Source organism: Meiothermus granaticius NBRC 107808, assembly GCF_003574355.1.
Lineage (GTDB): Bacteria > Deinococcota > Deinococci > Deinococcales > Thermaceae > Meiothermus > Meiothermus granaticius.
This window is the reverse complement of sequence record NZ_QWLB01000004.1, coordinates 20,224-42,758: the sequence shown is the minus strand read 5'-3', so window position 1 is coordinate 42,758 and position 22,535 is coordinate 20,224. Positions and strand designations below refer to the sequence as shown.

General features: G+C 62.4%; 26 protein-coding genes. 16 read left to right on the top strand and 10 right to left on the bottom strand.

All coding sequences use genetic code 11. The features are described from left to right. Both Mgrana_RS02150 and Mgrana_RS02145 read left to right on the top strand, forming a co-directional pair. Positions 1–654, top strand: a complete 654-nt coding sequence (locus Mgrana_RS02150; RefSeq protein ID WP_119355964.1) for a prefoldin domain-containing protein — start codon at positions 1–3, stop codon at positions 652–654. Positions 655–775: 121 nt separating this feature from the next. Beyond that, positions 776–1,789 carry a DUF4384 domain-containing protein gene (locus tag Mgrana_RS02145; protein WP_240631210.1) on the top strand — a complete coding sequence of 338 codons (1,014 nt, stop codon included), beginning with the start codon at positions 776–778 and terminating at the stop codon, positions 1,787–1,789. Between the two features lie 43 nt (positions 1,790–1,832). On the opposite strand, the gene Mgrana_RS02140 is transcribed toward Mgrana_RS02145, so the two are convergent. Next, positions 1,833–2,984: a 23S rRNA (cytosine(1962)-C(5))-methyltransferase gene (locus Mgrana_RS02140; RefSeq protein ID WP_119355962.1), complete on the bottom strand. Its 1,152-nt coding sequence runs from the start codon at positions 2,982–2,984 to the stop codon at positions 1,833–1,835. A 236-nt stretch (positions 2,985–3,220) separates the two neighbouring features. On the opposite strand from Mgrana_RS02140, the gene Mgrana_RS02135 reads away from it, so the two are divergent. The 9 genes from Mgrana_RS02135 (at position 3,221) to Mgrana_RS02095 (ending at position 11,725) form a co-directional block, all read left to right on the top strand. Beyond that, positions 3,221–3,535: a V-type ATPase subunit subunit G family protein gene (locus tag Mgrana_RS02135; protein ID WP_119355961.1), complete on the top strand. Its 315-nt coding sequence runs from the start codon at positions 3,221–3,223 to the stop codon at positions 3,533–3,535. Continuing rightward, positions 3,532–5,505: a V-type ATP synthase subunit I gene (locus Mgrana_RS02130; protein ID WP_170146374.1), complete on the top strand. Its 1,974-nt coding sequence runs from the start codon at positions 3,532–3,534 to the stop codon at positions 5,503–5,505. The genes Mgrana_RS02135 and Mgrana_RS02130 overlap by 4 nt, the downstream gene beginning before the upstream one ends. A gap of 68 nt (positions 5,506–5,573) precedes the next feature. Next, complete coding sequence (locus Mgrana_RS02125) at positions 5,574–5,873, top strand: F0F1 ATP synthase subunit C (RefSeq protein ID WP_119355959.1); 300 nt, start codon at positions 5,574–5,576, stop codon at positions 5,871–5,873. An 8-nt stretch (positions 5,874–5,881) separates the two neighbouring features. After that, on the top strand, positions 5,882–6,448 hold the full coding sequence (locus Mgrana_RS02120) for a V-type ATP synthase subunit E (RefSeq protein WP_119355958.1): 567 nt from the start codon (positions 5,882–5,884) through the stop codon (positions 6,446–6,448). A 2-nt stretch (positions 6,449–6,450) separates the two neighbouring features. Further along, a complete protein-coding gene (locus Mgrana_RS02115; protein ID WP_119355957.1) occupies positions 6,451–7,431 on the top strand; it encodes a V-type ATPase subunit in 981 nt (326 codons plus the stop codon). A 2-nt stretch (positions 7,432–7,433) separates the two neighbouring features. Then, positions 7,434–7,748 (top strand): V-type ATP synthase subunit F, encoded by a 315-nt coding sequence (locus tag Mgrana_RS02110; protein ID WP_186813118.1) that lies wholly within the window; start codon positions 7,434–7,436, stop codon positions 7,746–7,748. A 48-nt stretch (positions 7,749–7,796) separates the two neighbouring features. Further along, positions 7,797–9,533 (top strand): V-type ATP synthase subunit A, encoded by a 1,737-nt coding sequence (locus Mgrana_RS02105; protein WP_119355955.1) that lies wholly within the window; start codon positions 7,797–7,799, stop codon positions 9,531–9,533. A gap of 92 nt (positions 9,534–9,625) precedes the next feature. Continuing rightward, positions 9,626–11,026: a V-type ATP synthase subunit B gene (locus Mgrana_RS02100; protein ID WP_119355954.1), complete on the top strand. Its 1,401-nt coding sequence runs from the start codon at positions 9,626–9,628 to the stop codon at positions 11,024–11,026. Positions 11,027–11,059: 33 nt separating this feature from the next. Then, a complete protein-coding gene (locus Mgrana_RS02095) occupies positions 11,060–11,725 on the top strand; it encodes a V-type ATP synthase subunit D (RefSeq protein WP_119355953.1) in 666 nt (221 codons plus the stop codon). Between the two features lie 80 nt (positions 11,726–11,805). Here the strand turns inward: Mgrana_RS02095 and Mgrana_RS16770 are convergent, their stop codons facing one another. The 4 genes from Mgrana_RS16770 to Mgrana_RS02080 are packed head-to-tail and all read right to left on the bottom strand — an operon-like array spanning position 11,806 to position 13,639. Next, entirely contained in the window at positions 11,806–11,982 is a 177-nt protein-coding gene (locus Mgrana_RS16770) for a hypothetical protein (RefSeq protein ID WP_170146373.1), read from the bottom strand. Positions 11,983–12,014: 32 nt separating this feature from the next. Then, a complete protein-coding gene (locus tag Mgrana_RS02090) occupies positions 12,015–12,686 on the bottom strand; it encodes a peroxidase-related enzyme (RefSeq protein WP_119355952.1) in 672 nt (223 codons plus the stop codon). Positions 12,687–12,707: 21 nt separating this feature from the next. Beyond that, positions 12,708–13,121, bottom strand: coding sequence for a cobalamin B12-binding domain-containing protein (locus Mgrana_RS02085; RefSeq protein WP_119355951.1), 414 nt, complete (start codon positions 13,119–13,121; stop codon positions 12,708–12,710). 32 nt (positions 13,122–13,153) lie between these two features. Beyond that, a complete protein-coding gene (locus Mgrana_RS02080; protein ID WP_119355950.1) occupies positions 13,154–13,639 on the bottom strand; it encodes an SRPBCC family protein in 486 nt (161 codons plus the stop codon). Positions 13,640–13,786: 147 nt separating this feature from the next. Here Mgrana_RS02080 and trmFO point away from each other — a divergent pair, with 147 nt between their 5' ends. Next, positions 13,787–15,115, top strand: coding sequence for a methylenetetrahydrofolate--tRNA-(uracil(54)-C(5))-methyltransferase (FADH(2)-oxidizing) TrmFO (trmFO, locus tag Mgrana_RS02075; RefSeq protein WP_371862076.1), 1,329 nt, complete (start codon positions 13,787–13,789; stop codon positions 15,113–15,115). Positions 15,116–15,118: 3 nt separating this feature from the next. Here trmFO and Mgrana_RS02070 read toward each other — a convergent pair whose 3' ends face one another. The 3 genes from Mgrana_RS02070 to Mgrana_RS02060 all read right to left on the bottom strand — a co-directional run bounded on the left by Mgrana_RS02070 (position 15,119) and on the right by Mgrana_RS02060 (position 17,134). Further along, entirely contained in the window at positions 15,119–15,349 is a 231-nt protein-coding gene (locus tag Mgrana_RS02070; RefSeq protein WP_147021167.1) for a hypothetical protein, read from the bottom strand. A gap of 397 nt (positions 15,350–15,746) precedes the next feature. Then, positions 15,747–16,505, bottom strand: coding sequence for a 3-hydroxybutyrate dehydrogenase (locus tag Mgrana_RS02065; protein ID WP_119355948.1), 759 nt, complete (start codon positions 16,503–16,505; stop codon positions 15,747–15,749). Positions 16,506–16,528: 23 nt separating this feature from the next. Continuing rightward, positions 16,529–17,134: an LON peptidase substrate-binding domain-containing protein gene (locus tag Mgrana_RS02060; RefSeq protein ID WP_119355947.1), complete on the bottom strand. Its 606-nt coding sequence runs from the start codon at positions 17,132–17,134 to the stop codon at positions 16,529–16,531. Between the two features lie 140 nt (positions 17,135–17,274). On the opposite strand from Mgrana_RS02060, the gene ruvX reads away from it, so the two are divergent. Together ruvX and mltG are read left to right on the top strand one after the other, a co-directional pair. Next, positions 17,275–17,688, top strand: coding sequence for a Holliday junction resolvase RuvX (ruvX, locus tag Mgrana_RS02055; RefSeq protein WP_119356028.1), 414 nt, complete (start codon positions 17,275–17,277; stop codon positions 17,686–17,688). A 104-nt stretch (positions 17,689–17,792) separates the two neighbouring features. Beyond that, positions 17,793–18,755, top strand: coding sequence for an endolytic transglycosylase MltG (mltG, locus tag Mgrana_RS02050; RefSeq protein ID WP_240631217.1), 963 nt, complete (start codon positions 17,793–17,795; stop codon positions 18,753–18,755). 4 nt (positions 18,756–18,759) lie between these two features. Here the strand turns inward: mltG and rlmB are convergent, their stop codons facing one another. Both rlmB and Mgrana_RS02040 read right to left on the bottom strand, forming a co-directional pair. Continuing rightward, on the bottom strand, positions 18,760–19,476 hold the full coding sequence (rlmB, locus tag Mgrana_RS02045) for a 23S rRNA (guanosine(2251)-2'-O)-methyltransferase RlmB (protein ID WP_119355945.1): 717 nt from the start codon (positions 19,474–19,476) through the stop codon (positions 18,760–18,762). A 41-nt stretch (positions 19,477–19,517) separates the two neighbouring features. Beyond that, a complete protein-coding gene (locus tag Mgrana_RS02040) occupies positions 19,518–20,210 on the bottom strand; it encodes an LOG family protein (protein WP_119355944.1) in 693 nt (230 codons plus the stop codon). A gap of 221 nt (positions 20,211–20,431) precedes the next feature. Between Mgrana_RS02040 and Mgrana_RS02035 the strand changes: the two genes are divergently transcribed. Together Mgrana_RS02035 and Mgrana_RS02030 are read left to right on the top strand one after the other, a co-directional pair. After that, positions 20,432–21,673, top strand: a complete 1,242-nt coding sequence (locus Mgrana_RS02035) for a LeuA family protein (RefSeq protein ID WP_119355943.1) — start codon at positions 20,432–20,434, stop codon at positions 21,671–21,673. 1 nt (position 21,674) lies between these two features. Next, entirely contained in the window at positions 21,675–22,523 is an 849-nt protein-coding gene (locus Mgrana_RS02030) for a PhzF family phenazine biosynthesis protein (RefSeq protein ID WP_119355942.1), read from the top strand. Positions 22,524–22,535 lie beyond the last annotated feature (12 nt).

Genomic DNA, 22,535 nt, shown 5'->3' with positions numbered 1-22,535 from the left:
ATGAACTTGTTTCATCGGGACAAACACCCACCGGATGAGGCCGAGCAGCTCAGGGCCAAAAATGCTGAGCTCGAGGCCCAGGTGCAGCAGCTCCAAGAGGATCTGGAGTTTTACCGTAAGCAGAATGAGCGCATCGTTCACGACGCTTCTCCGGCCATCAGCGAGAACGCCGTGCTGCGCTATGAACTCTACAAATGCCAAAGCGACCGCAAGATCCTGGAGTTCCATATCTCGGGGGCTCGAGCCGAGGCCCGGGCGGCGCTTAACCTGCTGGGCCAGTTGGCCCCAGCGCATGTCCCCCAAGGGCAGATCTTGCTCGAGGCGGTGCTGTTCCTAATCCACGAGGTTCGGGGGCTGGGCCTGGACTCCGGCTCCCTGCCCCCCTTAGAAAAGGAGGCCCAGGAGGCTTGGACCCAGACCCAAGGCGCGCCCTGGCATTTTTCTCCGGAACGCTGGTTGGCGCTCCGGGTGGGCGGGGTGCTGCGGGCCATCGAGCTAGAGCGCGAACACAGCGTGCGGGCTGCCGATCGCCCGGCCGATGGGCTGGGGGCCTTTGATGCCGCCCTGGGCCGCTGCGGAGACCTGCTACGGCAGTGGCTGGAGACCCTGGCCCATACCGATTCCGCTGCAGGGGAGTCCAACCCAACCGCTTGAGCCACCCCGAACGCCGCTCGAGCGGCTAAAGAAGGGCTCAAGACCAAGCTAAATGTTCCCTGAACCCTCCCTCATTCGTCCAAGATGGCGCTGAGTAGGCTGAGGCATGGAGGTAGACACGGTGAAACGCAACTTCTATCTGCTGGCGCTCGGAGGGTTTGGCTTAGGGGGTCTGGTCTCGGCGGCCCCACAGCTCAGCCCCCAAAGCATCATCGTCAACCCCGTGCCCACGGATCTCCAGGTGCGTACCTGGGTGGACAAAGACCCCGGCAAAACCGGAAATCCGGTGTATCAGATCGGCGAGCGCATCCGGGTTTCGGTACAGGTTAACCAAGATGCCTATGTGTATCTGTTTAGCGTGCACTCCAACGGCGATATCGCCCCGATCCTGCCCAACGCCTTTGAGCGGGATAACTTCCTGCGGGCCGGGCAAACCCGCACCTTCCCCCCTCAAGGGGCAAACTACGAGTTCAAGGTTGAAGGCCCCGAGGGACAGGACCGGGTGCTGGCCATCGCCAGTCGGCGTCCGCTCGATATGAGCAATATCATTGATGTGGCCAACAGCGCGGTCAGGGTGCAGGGAGCCGACAACCTGAGCCGAGCCCTCTCGATCGTGGTTACGCCGATCCCCCAGCAGGACTGGGTTTCCAATGTGGCCTTCTTCGTGGTTGGGCGCCTGCAAACCCCACCCCCGCCCTCTACCGGTTTCGTCGGGGTGAGCTCGTTTCCCCAGGGCGCGCAGGTCTTGCTCAATGGGCGCAGTGTGGGGAACGCCCCCATCAACCTGACCCTCAACCCCGGGACCTACACCCTCGAGCTGCGCCTGGCTGGGTATGACCCCTACCGCACCACCGTGCAGGTACGCAGTGGGGAGAGCATCAACATCAACGCCACCCTCAACCGTACCCCCATGACCGGGCGGCTCGAGGTACTCACCAATGTGGAGGCCCGGATCTTTGTCAACGGCAGCGAGGTGGGCTCAACCACCGGCAATTTCTTCCGCCTGGACAACACCAACCCAGGTCGGGTACAGGTGGTGGCGATCGCTCCGGGGTATCGGGTGGCGGTGGCGGAGGTGACCATTAACCCCGGCCAGACCAGCCCGGTGCAGTTGAACCTGTCCCGCATCCCCTAGGGCGTTCTTCACCTATTTTGAGGGGGCGCAGCTGGCTGCGCCCCTAAACCATTTCCAGCAGGGCGAATTTCAAGTAAAAGGTCTCCGGCACATTGATCAAGATCGGATGATCCCAGCCCTGGGTGCGTTTTTCGATCAGCCGCATGCTGCGGTGGGCGTCCGCGGCAGCCTCGGCCAGCATCTCATAGAACCTCGGCTCGCCCAGGTGATGGCTGCACGAGGCCGTCGCCAGGATGCCCCCAGGGGAGAGGAGCTTCAGGGCCCTGAGGTTGAGCTCCTTATAGGCGGCATGGGCCCGCTCGAGGTCGCGCCTGTGCTTGGCCAGGGCTGGGGGATCCAGCACGATCAGATCGTACTGGGCGCGGCGCTTTTCCTCGGCGCGAAGGAATTCAAAGGCGTTGGCTTCCTGGGTCTCGAGGTTGGAGATCCCATTTTGGCGGGCATTTTCCGTGGCCCGCTCGAGGGCCGACCGTGAGCTATCCACCGCAACCACCCGTTCGAAGTTGAGCGCCAGGTGCAGGGCGAAGGAGCCGTGGTAGCTGAACACGTCCAGGGCGGTCTGGCCCTGGAAGGCGGCCAGGCGCAGCCGATTCTCGCGCTGGTCAAGAAAGGCCCCCGTTTTCTGGCCTTGCTGCAGGTCCACCCGGTAACGAATAGGCCCCTCCTGCACCTGCACACTTTGGGGCACCTGGCCGTACAGCGGCTTGACCTCTAAGGGAAGGCCCTCCAGACCCCGGCTCTTCTGGTCGTTTTTGGCCAGCAGGCTGTGCAGCGGAACCTCCTCCAGGATGACCCCGACCATGGCTTCGGTCAGGGGCTCGAGGGCCTTCGAACCAACCTGCATAACCCCGTGTCCGGCGTAGTAGTCGAGGACCAAGGCCGGGAGCAGGTCCCCTTCGGCATGTACCAGCCGAAACCCCCCTTCGGGCTGGGCCTGAAGAGCGCTCTTGCGCCGCCTTAGGGCCTTGCGGAGCTGCTCGAGCCACACCGCCGACGGATCGCTTGCGGGGCTGAACGCAAAAGCCCGAACGGTGATCTCCGAATCCGGGTTGTAGAGGGCCAGGCCTAGAACCCCTTGGCGGGATTGGACTGGGTACAAACCTGGGCTGGGGGGGCCGCTGATCACATCGCTTTTGTACACCCAGGGGTGACGGGCCAACAGACGGGCCGCTCCTCGAGAATTTACCTTGATCATCCGCTTGGAAGTTTACTCCAAGCGGGCCTGGCGGCTGGGGTGCTCTGAGCGGGGTGATGGCCGCTCGATCCCAAATGAGGTAGCAAAATGCGAACCGCATCGCGTATTGTATGCTGGTTCGGCGTTGACTTTGGCTCTCAGGGATCGGTATGATTCTTGGGGCAGTTTTTGCGCAAGTTTTCACTTGAGGGTTATCAATGGTGGAGCGGCCAGCTCCATAGGGGAAAGGAGGGAATGTGGCGGGTTCAGGTCTGATCAAAAGTCTGGCAGAGCGCGAGAGCGCCCTCACCCAGCAGCTCGAGGACGCCCGGAGGGCCGCAGAGAACACGGTGCGGGAGGCTGAGGCTAAGGCCGCGGCGATTGCCGCGGAAACCGAGGCGGCCCTGCGGGAGATGGAGGCCCAATCGCGGGCCCGGACGGCTGAGGCTGTAGCCCGGATCGAGGCCGAGTCGAAGGCCAAGGCCGAGGCCGAGGGGGCCAGCATTCGGACGGCGGCAACCTCAAAGATTGCGGGGGCGGTGCAGGAGGTTTTGAAGGAGGTGCTTCCTTGACCGCAACGGTGGAGAAACTCATCGTGGTCGGCCCTAAGCGGCTGGCCAGGGAGCTTCTGGCTGAATTGCAGCGGGCGGGGGTGGTGCACCTCGATCCGCTGCGCCCCGAGGAGCTGGGCGAGTACCGCCTCAGCCCTGCTGAGGAGGCTGAGCTACGCCGATGGGACGCTCTAGCCTCGCAAGCAGAAGGAGCGCTCTCGGTGATGGGGGTTCCGGCTGCTCCTGGCTCCAAATCTTTCGCGGGGTCTCTGGAGGAAGCAGAGGCCTCGATTCAGCCCCTGGCAGGGCGCACTGAGATCCTGGGGAAGGAGCGGTCTGCACTCGAGGAGGAAATCCAAGCCGCCCACCTGTTTGGGAAGCCAGCCGAGAAGCTGGCAGGCCTGGCCCAGGGGCTAGACACCAGCCCACGCCTGGCGGTGATCCCCTTCTTGGTCAGCAAAGCCGAGGAGCTGGAGGCGGTGCGGGAAGCCCTGCAAAAGGCCCTACCCGACCGCTTCGCGCTGGACAGCGACGCCCTGGACAACCAGCTTGCGGTGGTAGTGGTGGTCAAACGCAGCGATCTGGAGCTGGCCCGCAGCACCCTCTCGCGCTTGGGGCTGGCCGAGCTGCGCTATCCCGGCCCTTTTGCCTCCCTCTCTTTAGCCCAGGCGGCGGCCCGGATGAAAGAGCGGGCCAAGCTGGCCCCCGAGGAGCTGGTGGGTATCCGGGGCGAGCTGGAGCGCTTGGCGGCTACCAGCACCGAGTCCCTGCAAGGCCTGTGGGCTCGAGCCAAGGACGAATCGGCTCGGCTCAAGGCCGCTTCGGACCTGGCCGCGGGCAAATACGGGATGGCCCTGATGGGCTGGGTACCGCAGAAGGCCAAGGCGAAGGTCGAGGAGGCCCTCTCGAGGCTCAAGGACCAGATCGTCTACACCTTTGAGCTGGTGGACGAGCACCACGAGGCCGACCAGGCCCCGGTCACCCTAGAAAACCCGGCCTGGGCCAAGCCGTTCGAGCTGCTGCACGGCTTCCTCAATACCCCGCGCTATGGCGGCTACGACCCCACCCTGATGATCGCCATCTTTTTCCCGATTTTCTTCGGCATGGTGGTGGGGGATATCGGGATCGGGATTCTCTTCGGCCTGGTGGCATGGTGGTTGGGGAACCTCTCCAAAGCGGGCAAAAGCCTCGACATCAGCTTCCTGGGGGCCACGCTGGACCCTAAAACCAACGGCTTGATCAGCCGGGTGCTGTGGTGGATGACCTTCTGGGCCATTGTCTGGGGGTTCATCTTCGGGGAGTTCTTCGGAACGTTCCTTGAGCGGCTGCATATTTTCTATGACCCGCACCATGCGGGAGAGGGTAAAGGCCTGATTCCCATCCTGATCAACCGCCTGGATTTTGAGCGCACCTCGACGCTGCTGATCGTGCTCTGCCTGATCTTTGGTATTTTCCAAGTGCTGTACGCCTTTTTGATCAAAGCCTACTACGCTTGGAAGCACCACTCGAGGCTCCACCTTTGGGAGGGCATCGGTTATTTTGCCGGTTTGTTTGGGTTGGTGGCGTTTGCCTACAGCTTCCAGACCGGTAAAGATGCGGCGTTGACCACCCCCATCTTGATCGTAGGCCTGATCATTTTCGTGCTCGGGGTGGGATTGGCGCGCAACCCCCTGATGATTGCGGAGTTGCCCGGTAAGGGCGGGCAGATCCTCAGCTATATCCGTATCTATGCAGTAGGGGTGGCGGGCGCGGTGCTGTTTGACCTGGCCAACCAGGTAGGGTTTGGATTATCAGAGCGGCTGGGCTTTCTGGGGATCCTGATTGGGTTGATCCTCGGGGTTCTGCTGGTGGTTTTCATCATCGCTGTAACCTTACTGGGTCACGTGCTCCAGCCCATCCGTTTGCTGTGGATCGAGTTTGCCACCAACTTTGGGTTTTTTGAGGAGAGCGGGAGGCCTTATCGCCCGTTCAAGAGCATCCAAGAGAAGTAGTAGGCTCATTCTGTACCCTTGTCCCCAAGTGCAGACGCACGTTGGAATCAAAGCAAAAGGAGAACGGCATGAAGATCGAAAAAGTACTCAAGTTTGTTTCGTTGCTGGCCATGGCGGTCTTTGGTGCGGTGGCTTTTGCCCAGGAGGCTGCCACTGGAGCGACCGGGGGGAACTTCGCGGCGATCGGTAAGGGCTTGGCCCTGGGCCTAGGGGCTTTGGGCACCGGTGTGGCCCAGTCGGCCATCGGCGCGGCGGCGCTGGGGGCGGTGGTGGAAGATCGGCGGAACATCGGGTTTGCCTTCATCTTTTTCCTCCTGCCGGAGACCCTGGTGATCTTCGGTTTCGTGGGCTTCTTCCTCATCCAGTAGGGGACCGAATGTCGAAACTCGAGGACCTTCTTCAGCAAGAAGTCAGTTCGGAGATTGCGGCGCTGAAAGCCGACGCGGAGGCCCGGGCCAAGGCCATTTTGGATCAGGCCACCGCCCGAGCCGAAGCCCTCAAGGCGGCTCGGCAGAAAGCCCTCGAGGCGGAGTATGCCGCTGCGGTGCGGCGGGCTGAGAGCGCCGGGGAGCTGGTGCTCAACCAGGCGCGCATCTCGGCCCGTGGGCAGGCGGTAGACCAAGTGAAAGCCGAGGTGCTCAAAGCCCTGCAAAACCTCGCGCTCCAGCCCACCTTTGGCGACACCCTGCGAAAGCTGGCCGATGAGGCTCTGCAGAGCATCGGCAAGGCCGAGGCGGTGGTGGTGAACCCGGCCCATGCGGCCTTGATCGAGCCCTGGGCTAAGGAAAAAGGACTCAATCTGCAAACCGATCCCAAGCTTAACTATGGGGTCAAGTTGGTGGCCGAGGGGGGGCGTTCCCAGGTGCAGAACACCCTTACCGACCGGCTCGAGCGGGCTTGGGATTCGCTTTCGGCTAAAGCCGCGAACGCCATCTGGGGGTAGAGATGCCCGGAAGCGGCTTCGCATACCTTAATGCCCGGGTGCGCTCTCGGCGGAGCCAGGTCGTGCCGGAGTCCTTTTTTCAGCAGGCTTTGGGCCAGAGCTTCCCAGACTTTGTGCGCAGCCTGGGGGATACCGCGTATGGACCCGACCTGGTCGGGGACAGCCTGGCCGATGTGGACCGGGCGGTGGCGGCCCACCTGGCCCGCACCGTGGGGGACCTGCCCGGTTTGGTGACCGGAAACGTGCGGGACGCAATCGTCCTGTTGTTGCTGCAAAGCGACCTGATCAACCTCAAAAGCATCCTGCGGGGAAAAGCTGCGGGTCAGGCCCCCGAGGAAATCCGGGGGCGCCTGGTGGGGGGCACCTTGCCGGAGGTGTTGATCAATGCCATGTTGCAAGCCCCGGATGCGGCCAGCATCGCCCAAGTGCTGCAGGTTCCCACGAACCCGCTGGCCAAGGCCCTGCGGGCGGCCCTGGCTGGAAACCCGGACCCGCTGGCCCTCGAGGTGGCCCTGGATCGCCAGTTCTACGCCTATAGCCTGGAGAAAGCCCGGGCCTTGCGCGAGCCCTCGTTGGCGGCCTATTTTTCCTTGCAGGTGGACGCGATCAACCTCTCCACCGCGCTCAAGCTGCACACCATGGGGGCAGCAGCCAGCGAGGCCTACTTTGTCCCTGGTGGGGGCATCGTGAACCTGGCCTTGTTTAATCGCTTGGCGGCGGGGGATCTGGCCGCGATGGAGGCCTTGAATGGGACGGCCTTGGCGGCAGCCGCTGGTGCGCGCAGCCTGGGGGATTTGGAACGGGCCCTGCGCCAGATTCTTTTAGAGAAGGCCCATCAGGGAGCCAAGGATGCCCTGGGGGCGGGGCTGGTGCTGGACTATATCCGCCGTAAGGAGTGGGAAGCCTCACGCATTCGTCTGCTGGCCCGCAGGGCCTACTTCAACCTGCCCTCAGACGCGGTGGCTAAGGAGGTGGCTGCGTGAAGATCGGTGTTCTAACTGACCCTGAGACCGCTTCGGGATACCGCTTGGCCGGCCTCGAGGCCATTACCGCCACCTCGGCCGAGGCGGCCGCCCGCCTTTCAGAGATGATCCTCTCCAACCAGTACGCCTTGATCGCGGTGGACGAGAGCTTGCTCAAAGACCCCAACCGCGCGGCGGAGCGAACCATGCGTGGACGCAGCGCCCCGGTGCTCCTTACCCTCCCCAACCTTCTGGCGGCCTTTAGCGGGGGCGGGGATGCCAAGGCCTACATGCGCTCCTTGGTACGAGAGACCATTGGGTTTGATATCAAGCTGTAAAAATGCTGCGAAAAACACCACATAGAGCCCCACAAAGGAGGTTGCACAGTGGGAGTCATTAAAAAAATTGCGGGACCGGCGGTGATCGCCGAGAACCTCGAGGGCGCCAAGATGTTCGACATCGTGCGCGTCGGTAACGAGAAGCTCGTAGGCGAGATTATCCGCTTAGACGGGGACACCGCTTTTGTGCAGGTTTACGAAGACACCAACGGCCTACAGGTGGGCGAACCGGTGGTCAGCACCCAGCTGCCGCTGGCCGTTGAGCTGGGCCCGGGGATGCTCAACGGCATCTTCGATGGAATTCAGCGCCCGCTGGACAAAATTCGTGAGGCCTCGGGGATGTTCATCTCCCGGGGCATCGAGGTGAGCGCGCTGGATCGCCACAAGAAGTGGCCTTTTACCCCCATGAAGCAAGCCGGGGATACCGTCAAGGGGGGCGATATTCTGGGAACCGTGCCGGAGTACAGCTTCACCCACAAAATCCTGGTTCCCCCCGACAGGAGCGGCAAGCTCAAAAGCGTGGCCCCAGCGGGGGAATACACCATTGATGACCCCATTGCCGAGCTCGAGGATGGCACCAAGCTGCGGCTGGCCCACTACTGGCCGGTGCGCAAGGCCCGGCCCATGACCCGCAAGCTGGATCCCAACGAGCCCTTCTTGACGGGGATGCGCATTCTGGATGTGTTGTTTCCGCTGACCGCGGGGGGCACCGCGGCCATCCCCGGCCCCTTCGGCTCGGGCAAGACCGTGACCCAGCAGTCCATCGCCAAGTTTGGGGATGCCGATATTGTGGTCTACGTGGGCTGCGGCGAGCGCGGCAACGAGATGACCGACGTGCTGGTGGAGTTCCCTGAGCTCGAGGACCCCAAAACCGGCAAGCCCTTGATGGAGCGCACCATCCTCATCGCCAACACCTCCAACATGCCGGTGGCGGCCCGCGAGGCCTCGCTCTACACCGGAATTACCCTGGCCGAGTACTTCCGCGACCAGGGCTACAAGGTCTCACTGATGGCCGATTCCACCAGCCGCTGGGCCGAGGCCCTGCGCGAGATCGCCAGCCGTCTGGAGGAGATGCCCGCGGAAGAAGGCTACCCCCCCTACCTCTCCTCGCGCCTGTCCAGCTTCTATGAGCGCTCCGGTAAGGTGACCACCTTGGCCGGTGACCAGGGCGCGGTCTCGGTGATCGGGGCGGTCTCCCCGGCCGGCGGGGACTTCTCTGAGCCGGTGACCCAGGCCACCCTGCGCATCACCGGTGGGTTCTGGGCCCTGGATGCCCAGCTGGCTCGAGCCCGGCACTTCCCTGCGATCAACTGGGCCCGCTCCTACTCCTTGTTCTTGAACATTCTGGAGCCCTGGTATCGCGCCCATGTGGCCCCGGATTACCCTGAGGTGCGCACCCAGATCATCACCATGCTCCAGCGCGAGGCCGAGCTGCAACAGGTGGTTCAGCTGGTAGGCCCCGACGCCCTGCAGGATGCCGAGCGGCTCTCCCTGGAGATCGGCCGTATCGCCCGCGAGGACTTCCTGCAGCAAAACGGCTACGACCCGGTAGATGCCAGCTGTTCGATGTCCAAGGCTTACGGGATGATGCAGATGATTGTGGCGCTGTATCGCCAGGCCGAGCAAGCCCTAGCCCGCGGGGCCTCGATCAGCGACTTCCTCTCCGACCCCATCATCGAGAAGATGGGCCGGGCCCGCTATGTACCCGAGGCGGAGTTTCCTGCCTATAAGGCCGAGTTTGAGGCCCAGCTCAAGAACGCTTTTGTGGGCGGGGTCAAGGCGTAAAGGATGTCGAAAGTCGAAAGTCGCAAGTCGAAAGCCGAAAAGACCTGAGACCTGGGACTAAAGACTGGAGACACCTCCAACGGAGGTGAAAAATGCTCAAGAAAGAATACAGCGCCGTTACCTATGTCTCGGGGCCGCTTTTGTTCCTCGAGGGGGCCAAGGACTTGGCCTATGGCGCGATTGTGAACATTGACGATGGCTCCGGCCGGGTGCGCGGGGGCCAGGTGATCGAGGTCTCCGACCAGTACACCGTGCTCCAGGTCTTCGAGGAGACCTCGGGGCTCAACCTCGAGCACACCACGGTCTCCCTGGTGGAGGATGTGGCCCGTCTGGGCGTGTCCAAGGAGATGGTGGGCCGGGCCTTCAACGGGATTGGCCGCCCCATTGACGGCCTGCCTCCGGTGGTGGCCGATAAGCGCCTGCCCATCAACGGCGCCCCCATCAACCCGGTGGCCCGGGAGAAACCCGAGGAGTTCATCCAGACCGGGGTCTCCGCCATTGATGTCAACATCACCCTGGTGCGTGGCCAGAAGCTGCCGATCTTCTCTGGCTCGGGGCTACCGCACAACGAGCTGGCCGCCCAGATTGCCCGTCAGGCCAAGGTGCTGGGGGAGGGTGAGGGCTTTGCGGTGATCTTTGCCGCGATGGGCATCACCCAGCGCGAGGTCAGCTACTTCCTGCAGGAGTTCGAGCGCACTGGAGCCCTTTCGCGCTCGGTGCTGTTCCTCAACAAGGCCGACGACCCCACGGTGGAGCGGCTTCTGACCCCGCGCATGGCCCTGACCGCCGCCGAGTACCTGGCCTTCGAGCACGACTACCACGTGCTGGTGATCCTGACCGACCTGACCAACTACTGCGAGGCCCTGCGCGAGATCGGGGGGGCCCGCGAGGAGATTCCGGGCCGCCGGGGCTACCCTGGTTACATGTACACCGACCTGGCCTCGCTCTACGAGCGCGCCGGCGTGGTGCACGGCAAGAAGGGCTCGGTCACCCAGATTCCCATCCTCTCCATGCCGGGCGACGACATCACCCACCCCATCCCCGACCTGACCGGCTACATCACCGAGGGTCAGATCTTCATTGCCCGCGACCTGGCCCAGCAGGGCATCTTCCCGCCCATCAACGTGCAGCCCTCGCTTTCGCGTCTGATGAACAACGGCATCGGCAAGGGCAAGACCCGCGCCGACCACAAGGAGTTGGCCGACCAGCTCTTCTCGAGCTACGCTCGCGGCATCAACCTGCGGCGCTTGGTGGCCATTACCGGGGAGGATGCCCTGACCGAGACCGATAAAAAATACCTGCGGTTTGCCGAGAACTTCGAGAAAAAGTTCATCAACCAGGGCCAGAACGAGCGCTCCATCGAGGAAAGCCTCAACATCGGCTGGGCGCTGCTCTCCGACTTCCCGACCTCCGAGCTCAAGCGCATCCGCAAGGAGTACATTGACCAGTACTACCAGAAAACCGGGAAGCTTGAGGAGTTGGTAGGAGCCTAGCAGCGCAATTCGCAGCCTGCAACGGAGATACGCATGGCGGAACAAGTCTCACCAACCCGATCTACCCTCCTGGCCAAACGCGACCAGCGCCGGCTGGCCCTGCAAGGTGCGGATCTTTTGAAGAACAAGCGGGATGCCTTGATTGGCGAATTCTTTGCCCTGGTGCAGAGCTCGCTCAAGGCCAGGGAAGCCTTGGAAAGCGCAGCTAAGGACGCCTATTTCAGCTTGTTGATCGCCAAAGCCTTCGATACCCCCGAGGCGGTGGAGTCGCTCTCGAGCACCCCCATGGAGGTGGAGATGGAGGTGGATAGCCTCTATGGGGTCAAGGTGCCCAAAATCAAGGCCTCCACCTCGAAGGGGGCGCTTTCCTTCAGCCCCATCGGGGTAGGGGCCAAGACCCTCGAGGCCGCCACCGCTTTCCGCGCCCTGGCCGAGGCGGTGGTCGCGGTAGCCAATACCGAAAACCGCTTGCGCAAGATCGGGGAGGAGATCAAGAAGACCAACCGGCGGGTGAACGCCCTGGAGCAGATCTCCATCCCCGAGATCAACGAGCAGATCAAGTTTATCTCCGATACGCTCGACCAGCGGGCCCTGGAGGAGGTAACCACCCTAAAGCGGATCAAGGCCAAGATCGAGCAGCGCGAGGCCCAGGAACTCGGAGTGATCTCGGCGGCGCTCGAGAAGGGAGCAGGGCTGTAGGCTTCCTACTGAGCCGGGCACCAGAAGGCCCCCAAACACCCGCCAGTCCAGCGGGTGTTTTTTTACTGGGTTTTGCCTCGCTAACGCGGTCCCCGGGCCAGCAGGTTGATGAACCCTAAGGCCCATACCAAGACCATCCCCAATGCCCAGACCGGGAATGAGGTGTGGAAGATCCCTTGGCTTTGGGCTAGGTATAGCAGCCCGCCAACCAACAGCGCTGCCGCAGTCCAGCCTAGAAACGGTCGAATACCGCCCATGCCCCCATTCTAACCAGGGGTCCCCCCTGGAGTTAGCCTTGAGGCTCGCCGTATTCTCGAGCCTGACGGTAGTAGACCTCGTTGGGCACCCAACCCAGGGCGTTGGCCAGGCGGTTGGTGAAGTTGAACATGGCCGCTACCTGGGCGGCCTCAAAGATGGCCGGATCGGATAAACCCAAGGAGCGTAGCACCTGCACATCCTCGAGGGTCATCGCCGCCGAATCATGGGTCATCTTGTGGGCGAAATCGCACAGGGCCAGCTCGCGGGGGCCTAGGTGGGCACGCCGGTAGTTGGCCGCGAGCACCTCTGGCAGTACCGGATCCCCCGTGATCTCCCGCAGGTAGGCGGAGTGAGAGGCCAGGCAATACTCACAGTGATTGGCGGCAGAGACCACCACCGCGATCATTTCCCGCTCGCGGCGGGAGAGCTGGCTGTGCTCCTCGTTGCGCATCAGGAAATCGTAGTAGCGGAACCAGCGCAGGAAGTGCTCGGGCATCAGGGCAAAATTACGGGCCACATTAGGCACAAAACCGGTCTTCTCACGAAATTTGCCGAAGAGGGCCTGCACATCCTCAGGAACTTCAGATTCCAGGGGGACCCTCACCCAGGCCGTGGGTTGGGGGGTACTGCCTACGTTAACCTGCGGCTGGGGCGCTTTGCCTTTGCGGTGGGGCTTCTTGGGCTTGACGGATCGAGTGGGCACGGGAACTCCCTTCGGTTGAAATTAGCCCTGCGCGGCCCAGCGGGGGGGCGTGGCCTTACCCAAGAACTCCACGATGTCCTGGGTTGAGGTTCCGGGGCCAAACACCGCCGAGACCCCCAGCTCCTTGAGCTGAGGCACATCCTCATCGGGGATAATTCCCCCGCCAAACAGCAAGATGTCATCGGCCCCTTGCTCGTGCAGCAGGCGGCGCACCTCGCTGAAGTAGTGCATATGCGCGCCTGAGAGGATCGAGAGCCCGATGGCATCCACGTCTTCTTGTAGGGCCGCGGAGACGATCATCTCTGGGGTTTGGCGCAAGCCGGTATAGATCACCTCCATCCCGGCATCCCGCAGGGCTCGAGCCACCACCTTGGCTCCGCGATCGTGCCCGTCTAAGCCGGGCTTGGCGACCAAAACGCGAATTTTTCTACTCATGTACCCATTTTACGCCATTGGCCCCGACCCACTTAGGTATGCGCGGCAGGACCAGGAGCAGGGTGGGCCACCGGGGAGCGCTCGAGGTGGGCTTTGAACTGCTCGAAGGTTAGCTTGATCACCTTGTTGGGTTCGCCGAAGGTGGCGGCATACCAGTCGGCTGCCCGGCCCAGCACTTTGGAGTCGTAGTGAGGACGCCCCTCGAACACCAGGTGGATGCGGGTAAACCCCTCCTCTTCGGTCATGCGCACGCTGCCCCGTACCTCGAGGTTGTGGGGCGCGCCGGGAACGCTGGCAAACTCCAGGTACTCCGGTGGTTCGCGCCGCACCGCCTCCGCCACCCAGACCAGGTCCACCGGCGGCTGGGCCCGGGCCCGAAACTTCCAGCCGCCACCCGAGCGGCTGACCTCTTTGAGGTAGCTGGACCAGGTGGGCCACGAGGGGAAGTCCTGGAAGGCGGCCCATACCGCCTCGCGCGGGGCATGAATGACGGTCTCGAGTTCTTCCTTAAACCACATACCTTCCTCCTTTCAGCAAAGGGGGGGTACTTCAGGCGAAAAAGCGATTTACAAAGAGTGTAAATAATTATGGTTATGCCATGGTGAAAGCTTTTGTAGTTTGGGCTTCGGTGTGGAGGGGCCAGCCGGGCGCGGTACACTACAGGGGTGTTGGCTGCAGAGGTGACCGTGATCGGGGGCGGGCTTTCCGGAAGCGAGGCGGCTTTGGCCGCGGCCCAGGCGGGAGCGAAGGTGCGTTTATACGAGATGCGCCCCCAGCGCATGACCCCGGCGCACCACACCGGGGATTTAGCCGAGCTGGTCTGTTCCAACTCCCTGGGGGGCGAGGGAGAAACCAATGCCAAAGGGCTGTTGCAGGCCGAGATGCGGGCCGCAAACTCGGTGGTGATGCGGGCTGCCGAGGCCCATCGGGTTCCGGCAGGCGGGGCCTTGGCGGTCGAGCGGGAAGGGTTTTCGCGGTTTGTGACAGAAGCCCTGGAGCACCACCCCAACCTTGAGGTGGTGCGCGAAGAGCTCACCGCGGTGCCCGAGGGGATTGTGGTAATTGCTACGGGTCCGCTCACCTCCGACGCCCTGGCGGAGCATCTGAAGACCTGGGTAGGTCAGGAGTTCTTGGGTTTTTACGACGCGGCGGCACCGGTGGTGTTGGGGGAGAGCATTGACCGGACCAAAGCCTATCGGGCTGGGCGGTATGGTCAAAGCGAGGATTACCTCAACTGCCCCTTGACCGCGGAGGAGTACGCCCGTTTTTACGAGCTGCTGAGCCAGGCCCGCTCGCATACCCCCCACGATTGGGAGCGGCTGGAGTTTTTTGAGGGCTGTATGCCCATTGAGGAGATGGCTCGGCGCGGCTACGATACCCCACGTTTCGGGCCCATGAAACCGGTAGGCTTGCCCGATCCCCGCACGGGAAAGGAGCCCTTTGCGGTGGTGCAGCTGCGGGCTGAGGACCGCTCAGGGCAGATGTGGAGCCTGGTGGGGTTTCAGACCGGGCTGAAATGGGGGGACCAAAAGCTGGTGGTGCAGGGCATTCCGGGGCTCGAGCAGGCTGAGATCGTGCGTTACGGGGTGATGCACCGCAACACCTACCTCAACGCCCCCCGGCTGATTGGCCCGACCCTGCAATTGCAATCTCACCCGCGTGCTTTGATCTGTGGGGTGTTGGTCGGGGTGGAGGGGTATCTCGAGTCCGCCGCCACCGGCTGGCTGGCCGGGACCAATGCCGCGCGCCTGGCCCAGGGCTTGGAGCCGGTGGTTCCTCCCGAGGCCTCGATGCTGGGGGGGCTGGTGCGCTACTTGGCCAGCGCCAACCCTCAGGGCTTTCAACCCATGAACGCCAACTGGGGGCTGGTCCCGTCGCTGCCGCTCAAAGGCAAGAAGGCCGATCGGCGCAGCGCGATGTACCGCCGGGGCCTCGGGGAGTTTGGGGCCTGGCTCGAGACCCTGCTCCCCAAGGCCGCTTGGGCCAGACCCTAGGCATTACCCCTCCTTGAAGGGGATGCCGCTGGAGGGTTCCGGCTCGGCGGAGCGCTTATCGGCGGCGATCCAGTCGGCCACCCGGTACATGAACTGGGCAATGGCCTTGCGCATGGCTGCGTAGGGGCGAACCTGAGCCACCTTCACGGCTTGGGCTTGGCGAGCCTCCTGGTAATACTGCTGGACCTTTTGCTCGGCGATCTTTTGTTGTTGGTAATACTCGTGAAAGTTCATGAACCCTCCCAGGGTTTGGGTAGGGGCTCTGGGCACAGCTCGCAGATGGAGATAACCTCTCGAGCGCTACCGTACGCGGGATCACCGCTTCGGGGGGTGCTCTACAGCAGAGCCGGACGGATCGTCAATCTACCGGGCCGGAATCCTTTGAGCTTTAGGGGGGGTTAGCCGTTGAAAGAGGTGCCGGGAACGGGGGCGTCCTCACAAGTCCCGATCGCCGCTTTTAGGCCAAACGCGTGAACTCGAACTTGGATCCACATCATTCCTCTCACCTCCTCCTAATGGGAAGTGTATAACAAAATGCATGGAGCATACAACCCCCTCCGGCTAAGGCCGCATAGGGCCTGGTGAAGGACTTGTGCTCTGCGGCTCCCAGCGGGAACAGGGCTTGACGGGCCTAGCGTGCCGTCCAACCCAGATCCATGGTCTGGGCTGAGCCGGTGATTGCGCTGCCCCGCTCCGAGGCTAGGAACAGGGCAAACTCGGCCACTTCTTGGGGCTCAATCAGCCGTTTGAGGGCAGCGGGTGCCAACATCACTTGCTCTATCACCTCGGCCTCGGGGATACCCAGGGTGCGGGCTTGATCGGCGATCTGCGACTCGACCAGGGCCGTGCGCACATAAGCCGGGCAGATCGCGTTGCAGGTGATGCCGTACTCGGCCGCCTCGAGCGCCACCGTTTTGGTCAGGCCCAACAGCCCGTGCTTGGCCGCCACATAGGCGGCCTTGTTGGGGCTTGCCACCAGGGCATGGATGCTGGCAAGGTTGAGGATGCGCCCCCAGCGGCGGGCTTTCATTCCCGGCAGCAGGGCCTGGGTGAGCTGAAAGGGCGCCGTGAGCAGAACCTGCAGCATCCGGTTCCAGGTCTCGAGGGGAAACGCCTCCAGCGGGTGTACCCGTTGAAGCCCCGCGTTGTTGACCAGGATATTCACCGGCCCGGCCTCGAGGGCCTTGTGGGCCAGCTGGGTCACCTGCTCGGGATCGGAAAGATCGGCTTGAAGGAACATCGCACCGAGGGCCTGGGCGGTTTGTGCGCCGGAAGCGGCGAGGTCTGCCAGGAGAACCCGCGCCCCTTCTCGGGTGAAGACCTCGGCGATGGCCTTTCCGATCCCGCTGGCCCCCCCGGTGATGAGGGCGGTTTTGCCTTGGAGCTCCATAGGGGGATTCTAACGGCTCCGCTTTAGGCCAGGGCTGAGCCCCCCGAGGTCAGGCTTTGGCGCATCAGGGCTTGGGCCAGCTCGAGCCGGGCCACCAGCGAGGGTGCCTCGAGCAGGGCCTGTTTGTCGGCGGCGCTCACCTGGAGGTTCACGCAGAGAAAGGAAGCCTGGTAGAGCGGATCATCGGGCAGGCTTGCGATGGCGTCCTCGAGGGCCTTGGGATCGGCCTTCCCGGCCACATAGCTGCGAAACACGTCCATAGCATCCCAAGCGGCTACCGCCTCACTGCTGGGATCGGAGCGCAGGAGCGGCTCGGGGATATCCAAGGTAGTTTGATAAAGCGTATCAAACGCCCCCGCCCCCTCGATGCGACAGCGCTCCCCGCCCCGGCAGACGATATTAAAGGTTCCATCCGGGTTTTCCTGTACCGCCAGAAGGTCCACATACCCCCCTACCTCGCGGATCCCCGAATCCTCAGACAGGGTGATTACAAAGCGGCGCTGCCCTTCTTCCTGAGCCAGCAAGTCCTTGACCATTTGTTTGTAGCGCTCTTCGAAGATAAACAGGGGGATCATTAGTCCGGGGAACACCACGGTTTCAGGTAGGGGAAACAGCGGCAAGCGGTTCACGGCTCCTAGGCTAACCCTGAGTCCGGGCCCAGAATGCGACCCAGTTGAGGATTGGGCTACGAGCGGAATTCGAGACCTCCTGGGCCTACTGCGCGGAGGATCTCAGTTTGGTTTCAACCTGAGATGGCATAATGGGCCGAGTGAAGGTGGCGGCTCTCGACGTGGGAGAGGCTCGGATTGGCCTTGCGGTGGGAGAAACGGGCTCGCCCTGGGCCTTTGGGCGCGGATATCTGATGCGTAAGGCCCCTACGGAGGATCTGCGGGCGCTGGTGGGGTTTGCCCAATCGGAGGGGATAGAGCGCTTCGTGGTGGGGCTGCCGCTGCGAACCGACAACAAGCCGAGCCTTCAGGCTGAGCGGGTGATGGGCTTGGTTGAGGAGCTGCGGGCTGCGGGGCTCGAGGTCGAACTTCTGGATGAGCGCTACACCACCAAGATTGGTTTGTCCCGGCTGGCGCATGCGCCTAAGCGGGTGCGCCAGGAGAAGGGCAAGCTCGATGAGGCTGCGGCGGTAGCCCTGCTGGAGTCGTACTTGATGGGTTTGACAGGTGTGTAAGCATGGATGAATCGCAAACGCCCGACCCCAAGGCCACGGTTGAATCGCTGGTGGAGACCGGGTCGGAACGCAGTGCCCCTTGGGTGTTGCGCGGGGTACTGATCATGTTCGTGCTGCTGGTTGCCCTGCTGGGATACGTGCTGTTTTTGCTGGGCCCCACCGGGAAAACTGCCCAGGTACACATTCCGCGCGGAGCGGGGGCGGGCACGGTGGGAAAGCTGCTGGAGAATGCCGGGCTGGTGCGCTCGGGCTCGTTGTTTGCGCTGTACTTGCGCTTCTCCAATCGGGACAAAAACCTGCGCCCCGGTTATTACCGCCTCGAGGGTCGGGGGATGCGGGCGGTGGCAGTGGACTTAACCGAACGGCTCGAGCCGCTCACGGTGAAGCTCACCTTTCCAGAGGGCTGGCGGGCGGTGGAGATGGCCCAGCGGCTCAGCGAAAACCGCCTGGATGGGGCCGGATTTTTGGCTCTGGTAAACCGTCCCCCAGCGAAGCTGCGTCCGGCAGAGGCCACCGGTCCGACGCTCGAGGGGTTTTTGTTTCCCGCTACCTACGAGTTTGGTCTGGATGCCACCCCGGAGGAGATTATCGCGGCCATGACTGGGCGGATGGCGCAGGAGTTCACACCCCAGGCCCGGGCGGCCTTGCAAAAGCTGGGGCTTAGCATCCAGGACTGGGTTACCATGGCTTCGATTGTTCAAGCCGAAGCCGCCAATGCGGCAGAGCGCCCGCTGATCGCGGGGGTTTTTCTCAATCGCCTCAAGGTTGGCATGCCCTTGCAGGCCGACCCCACGGTGGCCTACGGCCTGGGTAAGCGCTTGCCCGAGCTCGATCGCAACGCCGGAGATTTCGAAAAAGACACCCCCTACAACACCTACATTCACCGGGGGCTCCCGCCCACCGCCATCGGCAACCCTGGGGAGGATGCCCTACAGGCGGTGCTCGAGCCCAAGCGCACCGATGCCGAGGGGCGGCCTTACCTCTATTTTTTGCATGCCCAGGGGCGGCTGTTCCTCAACACCGAGTTTCAAGGGCACCTGCAGGATACGAACAAGTACTACCGATAAATCCTTATCCCATCCCTCGGCCCAGTCCCACCTGATACAGCACCACCCCCAGGGCCACCGCCGCATTCAGGCTCTCGGCCCCTTGGGCCAAGGGGATTCGGGCCAGCTCGTCGCAGTGCTCGGTCACCAGGCGGCGCATACCCTCGCCTTCCGAGCCAATTACAATCGCCAGGGGGCGACGGTAGTCCAGTTCGGCGATGGTCTTGTTGGCTTTGCCGCTGGTGCCGTACACCCAGACGCCCTGTTCCTTGAGCTGCTCGAGATACCGCGCAATGTTCTTGACCTGCACCAGGGGAATCTTGCGGGCCGTGCCCGCCGAGGCTTTGAGCACCAGGGCCGATAAGGGGGCACTGCGTCGCTCTTCGGTGATGACCCCGTGCGCCCCCAGGGCAAAGGCGCTGCGGATTAGGGCCCCGTAGTTGCGCGGGTCGGTCACGCCGTCCAGCACCACCAGCAGGACCTGCTCACCACGCTCCTTCGCCAGGCGAAAGGGGGCCTCCGGGTCGGCGTAGGTGGCCTCTTCAATCTCGGCCACCAGCCCTTGGTGCGCGGTGGTGCGGACCATCTGATCGAGCTCGATGCGCGGAACCAGTTCATACTCTGCCTCCAGGGCTTTTAGCTCGCGCAGCAGCCAGCCCTCCACCCCTCGAGCAACCCATAGGCGGCTGACCTGACCTTCGCGCAAAGCCTCCAAGACTGGGTTTCGACCATAGATCAGCATGACCCTTAGCTTACCGCGAGCAACCCACCAAGCCGCGGGGCCTATGGATCTATGCCGTTGGGATTGGTCAGGACCTCCAAGATCTCCTCTGCGCTGTTTACAAGCTGAATCAGGCTCAGGTCTTCGGGGGAGATGGCCCGCTCCTGGAGCAGGGTTCCCTGAATCCAGTCCACCAAGCCCGACCAGTACCCCTTGGGCAGGGCGAAAATCGGGAAACGGTGCACCTTTCCGGTCTGCACCAACACCAGCACCTCGGCCAGCTCATCCAGGCTGCCCAGCCCACCCGGCAGCGTTACGAAAGCACTGGCGTAGCGCACGAACATCAGCTTGCGGGTGAAGAAGTAGCGATAGGTAAGGGCATGGGTTTGGTAGGGATTGGCCACCTGCTCGTGCGGCAAACGGATATTGAGCCCCACCGAGATGCCTCCAGCCTGATAGGCGCCCTTATTGACGGCTTCCATCAATCCAGGGCCGCCTCCGGTCACCACCCCGAACCCCGCTTCCACCAACCGCCGTCCGAGGTATTCCGCCTGGGCATAGTGGGGGTTCTCGGGGCCAAACCGTGCCGAGCCGAACACCGAAACCAGGGGAACGTTCAGGCTCGAGAGCACCTCGAACCCCTCTACGATCTCCGAGACCATCCGCCAAAGCCGCCAGGAATCTTCGTGGTGCAGCTTATCCAGTTCGGGTTTGAGCTCCGGAGGGGTTTGGTCAATCTCAGTGGGAGGTCGCATAGGGCAGTTTAACAAGAAATATCCCCGGAGGCCGGGATTTGGCCTGCGGTAAAGCCGGGGTCTTGACAGTTTGGTATACCGCCATTAGGCTAGGCACTCGAGATGATCCGAAGTGCAAAAAAATCCAGTGCCGGGGGGCTAGTCTGAACTAGTCCGCGCCTTCGCGTATCCCGGCCTGCGAAACCGCAGGCCTTTTTTTACGTCCCCACCGAGATGGCCTTATGGAAAAATCCCACCCAGAGCCTTACCGAATCGAAATTATAGACACCACCTTCCGCGATGGGCAGCAGTCACCGCTGCTTTTCGATACCGGGAAGTATCGCTTCAGCCTCGAGGAGAAGAAGCTGCTGCTGGCCGGACTGATCGAGCTGGGGGTGACCCACTTTGAGTTTTTCTCGCCGGTGGTGGGCAAAGCGGAAGAGCAGGATGTGCGTGAGCTGATTGCCTATGCCCAGACCCTTACCTCACGGGAACTGCATTGTTTGGCCCACTGCCGTTGCAACCTGGAGGATATTCAGCGGGCGCTCGAGGTGGGCTGCAACGGGCTGAACCTGTACCTGGGGGTTTCGCCCCTGGCCCAGCAGCACAACGCGCAGAAAAGCCTGGAAGAATCGGTGGCGCTGGCCCGAGAGGTGATCCGGGCCACCCGCCAGGCCCATCCCGACCTGTACATCCGCTTCAGCGCCGAGGATGCGTTTCGCACCCCGCTCGAGGATATCTTTAGCCTCTACGACGCGGTGTACCCCTACGTGAACACCCTGGGCATGCCCGACACCGTGGGCATCGCCGAGCCCGAGGACGTGGTAGCCGTAGTTACCCAGTTGCAAGCGCGTTATCCCGATGCCCGGCTGGAGTGCCACTTCCACAACGACCGGGGCCTGGCCTTGGCGAATGTGAATGCCGCCGTGCGGGCCGGGGTGCGCTATGTGGATGCCTCCATCTGGGGCCTGGCTGAGCGCTCCGGGATTCCTTCGGTCACGGGGGTGCTGTTCAACCTGTCCAAGCGCTACCCTGAGATTGCCGCGCAGTACAACCTGAGCCAGTGCTACCCCCTGAACGTGTTGATGGCTTCCATCCTGGGCACGCTGGTGCCCTACACCGAGCCGGTTTCCCTGACCAACCGCACCCATACCGCCGGGGTGCACCAGAAGGCGGTACTGAGCGAGAAACGGGTTTATGAGGCCCATAGCCTGCACGACTTCGGGGTGGACAAGAACCAACTCCTGCTGGGGCCGCTTTCAGGCTGGAACCTGATCTATTACTACCTGAAGGAGGTAGAGAACCTGGCCATTGACAAAGACCAAGCCAAGCGGCTCACCCAGGAATTCAAGGCCCATACCCACCAGATTGGGCGCGGCAAGCGCCCTGAGGAGCTGTTGCTCGAGCTGGCTGCTGCTCAGGGCATCCCCCGGCTCTCGTTGCCGGAGGAAGGCCCTACCGTGCGTCTGGAGAACCTGGATTAGCATGCTGACCATTTATACCTACTCGGTTTTTGCTGCGGTGGCTGGGGGCGGGAAGCGGTTGGCCCTCGTAGAGGGGGTAAGCGACCTCGAGCAGATGCAGCAAATTGCCTCCAGGACAGGCGTACCTCTAACCGGATTTATCTTAAACGCAGGTGCAAGGCGGGCTGAGGTGCGGTTTTTTTCGCCCGATAAGGAAAAGGGAGCTTCGGACTCAGGGGCCTTAGTGGTTGGGGAGCACCTGCGGCTTCAGGGGGCCATTCAAGAGCGGTTGTGGGTGCAGATGGGGAAGGAGGGGCTCGAGGTTAGCTACCAGGACGGGAAGTGGTGGAGCCATCAAGAAGATACCTGGGAGCACAAACGGGAGCTAGATGTCCCTGCCCTAGCGGCTGCTTTAGATCTGGACTGGCAAGACATTAATTGGGATAAAGGCATAAGTGTTGCCGGGAACAGCAAACTCAATATCATTGTTCCGGTAGCTTTCCCAGATCAAGTAAAACCGGATTTTGAAGCCATTTCCGAAATCAATCGGCGAACGGGTACCAATGGTGTGGTGGTGTTCTCAGGGCCTGGTCGGACGATCACCTTTGACCCTTCACGGCGAGGAAATACTACTCACGACATCGAACTGCGTTTTTTTGCCCCTGCTAAAGGAATTCCAGAAGATAATGCCGGCAGCTATACAATTAGCAGCTTATGTGGTTACCTGGCTTGGTTTTGGCAAGGTGAACAGCAATACGAGGTGTTACAGGGGGCTGCGATGGGGAGGCCCTCAAGGCTTTACATGCGATACCGCTCAGATGGGCAACAAGCAAGTTACATTCAAGTTGGAGGAAAGGTTGAACCCTTGTAGGGATGCACGGCT